The organism is Pseudomonadota bacterium (genome assembly GCA_023229365.1).
Classification (GTDB): domain Bacteria; phylum Myxococcota_A; class Polyangia; order JAAYKL01; family JAAYKL01; genus JALNZK01.
In genome coordinates this window covers 1-6,770 of the sequence record JALNZK010000196.1, presented here as the reverse complement: position 1 = coordinate 6,770, position 6,770 = coordinate 1, and the positions used below count along the sequence as shown (strand labels likewise).

The following is a 6,770-nucleotide window of genomic DNA, read 5'->3' as shown; positions in this document are numbered from 1 at the left end:
TACCCGAGCGGGAACGCGTGCGACGACGGCAACCCGTGCACCTACTCGACGACGTGCAACGGGGCGGGATCGTGCCTGGGCTCGACGGTCACCTGCACCGACACGACGTGCAGGGATTACTGGTGCGACGGCGACTCGACGTGCAGCTGGACGGCGATCAACGAGGGCGGCTCCTGCGGCACCGGCATGGTATGCGTGGCCGGCACGTGCACCTCCAGCTGCACGTACCCGAGCGCGTGGACGTTCACCTCCGGCAGCGACGGCTGGGCTACCGAGACCAATTGGGCGTGGAATTCGTCCTACTACTCGATGTACTTCAGCTGGACGCCGACCGTGACCTACTACAGCTACTCGACCACGTCGCCGTCGTTCAGCCTGTCCGGGTGCTCGGCCGCGACGCTCGCCTACTCGCTGGAGCTGAGCGACTACGACGAGTACCTCTACGACTACACGAACACCGACGAGTACATGTACGTGGAGTGCAACGGCGGCTCCGGCTGGGTGACGCTCAACACCTTTGTCGACGGCTACTATGCCGCCGCTTCCTTCGGACCGACGACCTACAACGTGGCGCTCCCGACCGCGTGCCGGACGGCGACCACGCAAGTCAGGTTCCGCGCGGCAGGCGCCGATTCCTTCAACATCAACTACTGGTACGTGGACACGGTGACGATCTACTAGAGACGATAATGAGCGGGATCAGACCGCGGCCGGAGCGCCCGCGCCGCTCTCGGGCGCGCCCTTGGGCGGGGCGCCGAGCTTCGAGAGCAGCGCCGCGCCGGCCGAGACGAACGATACGGCCGCGACCGCGATCCCTCCGACCACCGGGATGAGGCCGACGAGGAAGACGACCGCCGTTCCGAGCGCCAGGGCGCCGAACTGGGACTTGCGGCCCCTGAAGATCGGCAGCTTGTCCCCGAGCCAGCTCGCGAAGGCCGTCCCGCCGAGCACCATGAGCAGGAACAGGAACAGTCCGGCGATCGGGATGAGCGGGATGCCTATCACCGTCACCGCGAGCAGGATGCAGAGCGGCACGATCGCGAGCGCCATGATGAGCCCGGCGAGGGCCGATCTGCCCGGGCGCCGGACGAGTTGATCCCGGACCCGCGCGTACCTCTCGGGCAGGAACGAGATCACGAGGAGCCCGATGAGGAGGACGACCGCGGCCTTGACGAGCGCCGACACGACGCCGAGGACCACGAAGAGCCAGATGGGCACGTCGTTCGCGCCCCCCCCGCTCACGATCCTGCCGACGATGCCGCCCATCGGACCGCCGATCCCCACGCGGTCGCCGTGGACGGTCGCGCCCGGTTGCACGTCGACCGAGCCGCCGACCGACACGACGTCTCCCTCGACCACCGCGGTGGGCTCGAGCGTCACCGGACCGCCGACGCAGACCGCGTCCTCGAGCACCGTGCCGGCGATCGTCAGCGGCCCCCCAACGGCGACCGCCTGGTCGACGACCTCGCCGGCCTCGACCCGCAGGGGCTCGCCGAAGCGCACGAGCTCGCGGCGCTTGCCGTCGTGACGGCGACGGCGGCGTCCCTGGTCGTCGTCGTCGGGTTGCGCCGGGGGCTCGGGCGTCGCCGCGGCCTGCGGAAAGGCCTGTGGAGCGGCTGCGGGCGCCGGCTGCGGGACGGGCTCCGATGATTCGACCTGCGCGGCAGCCTGCGAAGCGGCCGTCTCGGCTGGCGGCACCGCTGGCTCGGCCGACACGACGAGCATCCCCCCGCGGATCGAGGCGCGCATCCCGGCGACCTCGAGGATCGTCTCGAGCGCCTCGCGGCCGGGCCGCCGCTTCATGGACAGCGTCATCCGGACGTCCCCGCCCGGGCCCGCGGCGGGCGCGACATAGTCGAGGCCGACCCTCGCGGCGACGGCGGCGAGCGCGTCGTTCGCCGTCGCGTTCTCGAGGGCCACTGTCACGGTCGGCCATTTCGCGAGATCTCCGTCGAGGCGCGACGCGGCGCCGTCGGGGTCGCCCGCCTCCGCTGTCCCGGTTTCCCGGGCCGCGGCGTCAACGGGGAGCGAGAGCGCCGCTGCGAGCGCGAGACAGGTCGCGAGGGCGACGCGGGGTTTCGATTCGACGCGCATTTTCAGACCTCCTTCGCACGCGCCTCGACCGAGGCGCGGGTCCTTGCGGGGTTGCCGATGAGTGCCGCGAGCGCTCCGCTCGCGGCGATCAAGACCATCGACGCCAAGGCGATGCACACGACAGAGCCGAGGGGCGACGCCGCGGCCAAGGCGCAGAGGGCGCGAAAAACGGCGGCGCAGGTCGCGACGGTCTTCGCGGTGTCGATCGCAATCGCGTCGGAACCCGCCCAAGCGACGAGCACCCAGATCCCCGCGGCCACGGCGAGCAGCGAGAGCACGACGACCGCGCGCAGCCACGTCCTGGAGCGGGTCGTGCGCGAGTACCGCTCCAAGGCGCCCGCCACGAACGAGGCGGACGGCGGCTCGACGGGAACCCCAAAGAGGAGCGCGCTGAGGAGCCGCTCCTCGCCGAGCCGCTCGCGGCACGCGGCGCAGGTTTCGAGGTGCGCCCGCTCGCCGTTCACCGGGACCGACGCGCGATCGCAGCCCAGCTCCGAGAGGCGCTCATCGCTCAGGTGCATGTCCGTCATGTGCCGCTCCTCCCCTCAGTCCCTCTCCTCGGCCTTCGTGCGCCGGCTCCGCGAGGACCGCCTCCCGAAGCCGCGCGCGGCCGCGGTGCAGCCAGGTCATCACCGTGCCGATCGGCACGTCCAGCGCCTCCGCGATCTCGCGGTACGCGAGCCCGTCCAGGTGGAACATCGCCACGACCTCGCGCTGTCCTTCCGGCAAGGCGTCGAGCGCCAGCGAGAGCCGCTCGAGCCGCTCCCGGTCGGACAGGGCGTCCTCCGCTGTCGGGCCGTCTGACGCGCGGTCGTCGGCCTGCACCGTGGCCGCGATCTCCTCCCGTCGCCCGCGGCGCAGCCGGTCGAGGCAGGCGTGGCGCGCGACCGCCAGGAGCCACGGGAGGAGCGGGCGGGCCGCATCGAAGCGGTCCCGGTGCACGAACGCCCGGATGAACGCCTCCTGGGCCGCGTCCTCCGCGTCCGCCGCGTTGCGGAGGTAGCGGCGCGTGAGCCCGAGCACGGGCCTCTGGTACCGCGCGACGATCGCCTCGAACGCCTCGGCGTCCCCCGCGAAGGCGCGCGCGACGAGCAGCGGCTCGCCCTGCGCTCCGCCGTCGGCAGTCGGCCCGTCTCGTCGAGTGGGCGTCGTCATGGAAACCGTCCGCATCTCCCATCCTCGCGCCTCCTCACGAGGGAGTACGCGGAGGCCGGTGCGATATTTCGCGGCGGCGGCTCTTTTCGGGCGAGAGCCGCGGTCACCCCTCGAGCCAGCCGAGGATCCCGTCCAGCGAGTTCGTGAGGAAGTGGCGCTCCCGCCTCCGGACCTCGGGAGCCAGCTCGTCGAAGCGGCCCTGGCCGTAGATGGGATCGAGCTCCTGGAGCTTCGCGAACACGAGGTCGTCGAGCCGAGGCCGCGCGGTCCCCGCCGCCATCGCCTCGCGTGCCGTCTCGACCCAGAGCAGGAGCTGCCGCTTCGCCGCGTCGGCGTAGGCGAACGCGCCCGGCAGCGAGCCGTAGTGGGCGAACGCCGTGAGCGCGGGCTCGACCGGGAGCGCGCGCAGGGTGTCGAGCGACGCGAGCGCCTGGTCGAGGAAGAAGCGCTTCGGCGTGGCGGGGCGCATGTACAGCGCGCCGCTCGGGAGCGGGGAGCGGGTGCCGAACGCCTCGCCGGCGAACAGCGTGTCGCCGTGCAGGAAGGAGACGTGGTGCACCGCGTGGCCGGGGGTCATGACAGGCTCGATGCCGCGGGCCGTCAGCTCTTCCCCGGTCGCGATCCTGTCGGCCGGCACCGGCGTCGGCGCGCCGTACATCTCGGCGACGTCCCCGAGCACGGAGACGGAGCCCTTCCAGAGGCCGGTCGGCTCGATCAGGTGCTTCGCGCCCGCCGGGTGGCAGTAGAGGCGTGATCCGGGGAACGCCCCGAGCAACTCCGCCGCGCCGCCGCCGTGATCGATGTGGATGTGGGTCAGGAGGAAGTAGTCCACGCGGGTGACCCCGAGCCGCTCGAGCTCGCCGACGAGGTGCGCGGCGGTCGAGCGCGGGCCGGGATCGACGACGAACACGAGATCGCCCTTGCGCCGGAGCCAGGCGCTCAGGAACTTCCTGTACCCTTCCCGAGGCTGATCCAGATCGATGAGCACGAGATCGTCGTTCACGTCGTTCCTCCCTCGCGCGGGGCGCGCCGCCCATCCATACCGCGAAGCGAATCGGCGTACAACGACGGCCGCGATCGGGCGCAGGGCGTCATCTCCAAACACCTCCAAACGACGGTTGCCGGAACGCGCGTCTCTAGGGTATTGTTTTGCCGTGCATGGGTCCGGGGGGACCCTGCCCGATTTCGAAAAAGGGGGACCATGAAATGACAGGACGTATGACCATCATCATTATCGCTACGCTCGGTGCGTCGCTCGCGGCGGGGTGCATGGAGCGGCCGACCGATCAGGAGCTCGACGAGATGTGCCGCCACCTCGAGGAGCTGCGCGGCGAGGTCGACACCACGCCCGTCGACGAGGTCATCGGCGAGCTCGAGAAGAGCTTCACGGCGAGGCTCGAGAAGCTGCAGGGCGAGATCGACGCGGCGCTCAAGGCGGTCGACGCCGAGCTCGAGGAGAAGATCAAGGCGGCCGCGACCGACGAGGAGAAGGCGAAGCTGAACGCCGAGTATGCGCCCAAGAAGGACGAGGCGGCCAAGAACACCGACGCGGCGATGCAGGCGCTCTCGAGCGAGCGGCAGAGCGCGATCGCGAAGGCGAGGGCCGACGCCGAGGCGGGCAAGGCGAAGCTCGAGGAGAACGTCAAGAAGTGCAAGACGGACAAGATCTCCTCGGACGTCTCCAAGGAGACCGCGCAGTGCCGTATCGGCGCCAAGACCGTCGACGACTTCTGGAACAAGTGCATGTAGGCACCCTCTCGCGGCAAACGCGCCCGACCGCTGGCTTCCCCGCTCACCCTGGCGTATCCTCGAGCCATGAGGGACATCGCGAAGATCATCGTGATCGCGGCGTCGATTCTCCTGTCCGGGGCCCCGGCCGCGGCGCAGCTCAGCTTCCCCACGAGCGCCGAGGACTACCCGCACTTCTACGTGACGGCGTACTACGATCACGGCGGCGTCGACTGGAACTGCCTGGACAACACCTACAGCGGCCACCGCGGAACCGACTTCGGGGGCGGCAGCTGGACCGGGATGGAGGAGGGGCGCGACATCCGGGCGGCGGCGGCCGGCGTCGTCGAGAGCGTGCTCGACGGGTGCTGCGACGGGCTGACGGTCTCCGGCTGCAGCGACTGCTCGGGGTACGGCAACTACGCGCGGGTCGCACACTACGACGGCCTCTACGGCGTCTACGGCCACATGATGCTCGGGAGCGTGGAGGTCGAGGAGGGCGACGTGATCGCGTGCGGCGATCCGATCGGGCTGATGGGGTCGTCGGGCAACTCCACCGGACCGCACCTGCACTTCGAGATCAACAGCGCGGACTACTCGGTCCGGTATGATCCCTTCGCGGGCGACTGCTCCGACGCCGCGGAGTCCATGTGGGCGTCGCAGGGCGCGTACGACGCGCTGCCGGCGATCTCGTGCGGCGAGCCGGCCGACTGCGAGCCTCTGGATCTGCTCACCTGCGGCGCCCTGGTGACGGCGAGCAACGACGGCGCCGGGTCGACGACCGGCAACTTCTACTACGGCTGCGGCTCCGAGTTCGTCTACAGCGGGCCGGAGATCGCCTACTCGTTCGCGACCGACCTCGACGAGCCCGTGACCGTGACGCTCACCGGGCTCTTCGCGGATCTCGACCTGTTCGTGCTCGGCGGCACGGCGTGCGACGGCGAGGACTGCATCGCGGAGTCGTCCGAAGGCGACACGGCCGACGAGGCGCTCTCGTTCGACGCGGCGGCCGGGGTCGAGGTCGTCATCGTCGTCGACGGCTGGGAGGGCGCGGTGAGCGGCTTCACGCTCGGCGTCGAGTGCGACGGCGACCTTCCGCAGGAGGATCCGCCCGACGCCGGCGCGGACACGGACGCGGACACCGACGGCGACACCGACACCGACGCGGGCACGGACTCGGACGCTGACGCGGATTCGGACTCCGACGCGGATGACAACGGCGGCTCGAGCGGCTCCGGCTGCGGGTGCAGCGCGGCGGGACACAAGGCGCAGGGGCTGCTCGGAGCGATACTGTAGCCCTCACCCCGGCCCTCTCCCGGCGGGAGAGGGAGGAAGGCATCGCCAGCGCCGCAGCGGGTGAGGGCATCGCGGTGCGATCACGAGGTGCATCATGCGGATCTCTTTCTTCATTCTTGTTCTATCCGGCCTCGTGGCCGCGTGCTCCGACGATGCCGGAAGCCCGGTGAGCGACGCATCGACCGACTCCGACTCCGACTCCGACTCCGACTCGGACGCGGATTCGGACTCGGACGCCGACTCCGACGGCGGCGCGGACGGCGGCGAGGACGCCGGCCCGTGGGAGGCGGTGCCGTCGCACCTTGAGGAGCGCGACGGGTACATCATCGTCTGGCTCACGGGCACGCCGTACGAGATGGGGTACCAGCACGGGACGCTGCTCCACGACGAGATCGAGTGGGGCATGACCAACTCGACCTACATCGACCAGATCCAGCTGATCGTGCCCATCGCCGCGCTCCTCGGCATCGACGACGTCGCCGCCTCGCACTCGTACC

General features: G+C 70.6%; 8 protein-coding genes. 4 read left to right on the top strand and 4 right to left on the bottom strand.

Translation table 11 applies throughout. From position 1 onward, the window contains the following. Positions 1–681 (top strand): hypothetical protein (locus tag M0R80_30590; GenBank protein ID MCK9463987.1); only part of this gene is annotated, 681 nt, incomplete at its 5' end. Positions 682–699: 18 nt separating this feature from the next. On the opposite strand, the gene M0R80_30585 is transcribed toward M0R80_30590, so the two are convergent. The 4 genes from M0R80_30585 to M0R80_30570 form a co-directional block, all read right to left on the bottom strand. After that, complete coding sequence (locus tag M0R80_30585) at positions 700–2,094, bottom strand: hypothetical protein (protein MCK9463986.1); 1,395 nt, start codon at positions 2,092–2,094, stop codon at positions 700–702. A gap of 2 nt (positions 2,095–2,096) precedes the next feature. Further along, positions 2,097–2,624, bottom strand: coding sequence for a hypothetical protein (locus M0R80_30580; GenBank protein MCK9463985.1), 528 nt, complete (start codon positions 2,622–2,624; stop codon positions 2,097–2,099). Then, on the bottom strand, positions 2,599–3,264 hold the full coding sequence (locus tag M0R80_30575) for a sigma-70 family RNA polymerase sigma factor (GenBank protein MCK9463984.1): 666 nt from the start codon (positions 3,262–3,264) through the stop codon (positions 2,599–2,601). Before M0R80_30575 ends, M0R80_30580 begins: the two co-directional genes overlap by 26 nt. Before the next feature lie 88 nt (positions 3,265–3,352). Next, positions 3,353–4,252, bottom strand: coding sequence for an MBL fold metallo-hydrolase (locus M0R80_30570; GenBank protein ID MCK9463983.1), 900 nt, complete (start codon positions 4,250–4,252; stop codon positions 3,353–3,355). 215 nt (positions 4,253–4,467) lie between these two features. Here M0R80_30570 and M0R80_30565 point away from each other — a divergent pair, with 215 nt between their 5' ends. The 3 genes from M0R80_30565 to M0R80_30555 form a co-directional block, all read left to right on the top strand. Further along, positions 4,468–4,998 carry a hypothetical protein gene (locus M0R80_30565; GenBank protein ID MCK9463982.1) on the top strand — a complete coding sequence of 177 codons (531 nt, stop codon included), beginning with the start codon at positions 4,468–4,470 and terminating at the stop codon, positions 4,996–4,998. Between the two features lie 66 nt (positions 4,999–5,064). Beyond that, on the top strand, positions 5,065–6,273 hold the full coding sequence (locus tag M0R80_30560; protein MCK9463981.1) for a M23 family metallopeptidase: 1,209 nt from the start codon (positions 5,065–5,067) through the stop codon (positions 6,271–6,273). A gap of 94 nt (positions 6,274–6,367) precedes the next feature. Continuing rightward, on the top strand, positions 6,368–6,770 hold a 403-nt coding region (locus M0R80_30555; GenBank protein ID MCK9463980.1), incomplete at its 3' end, for a hypothetical protein.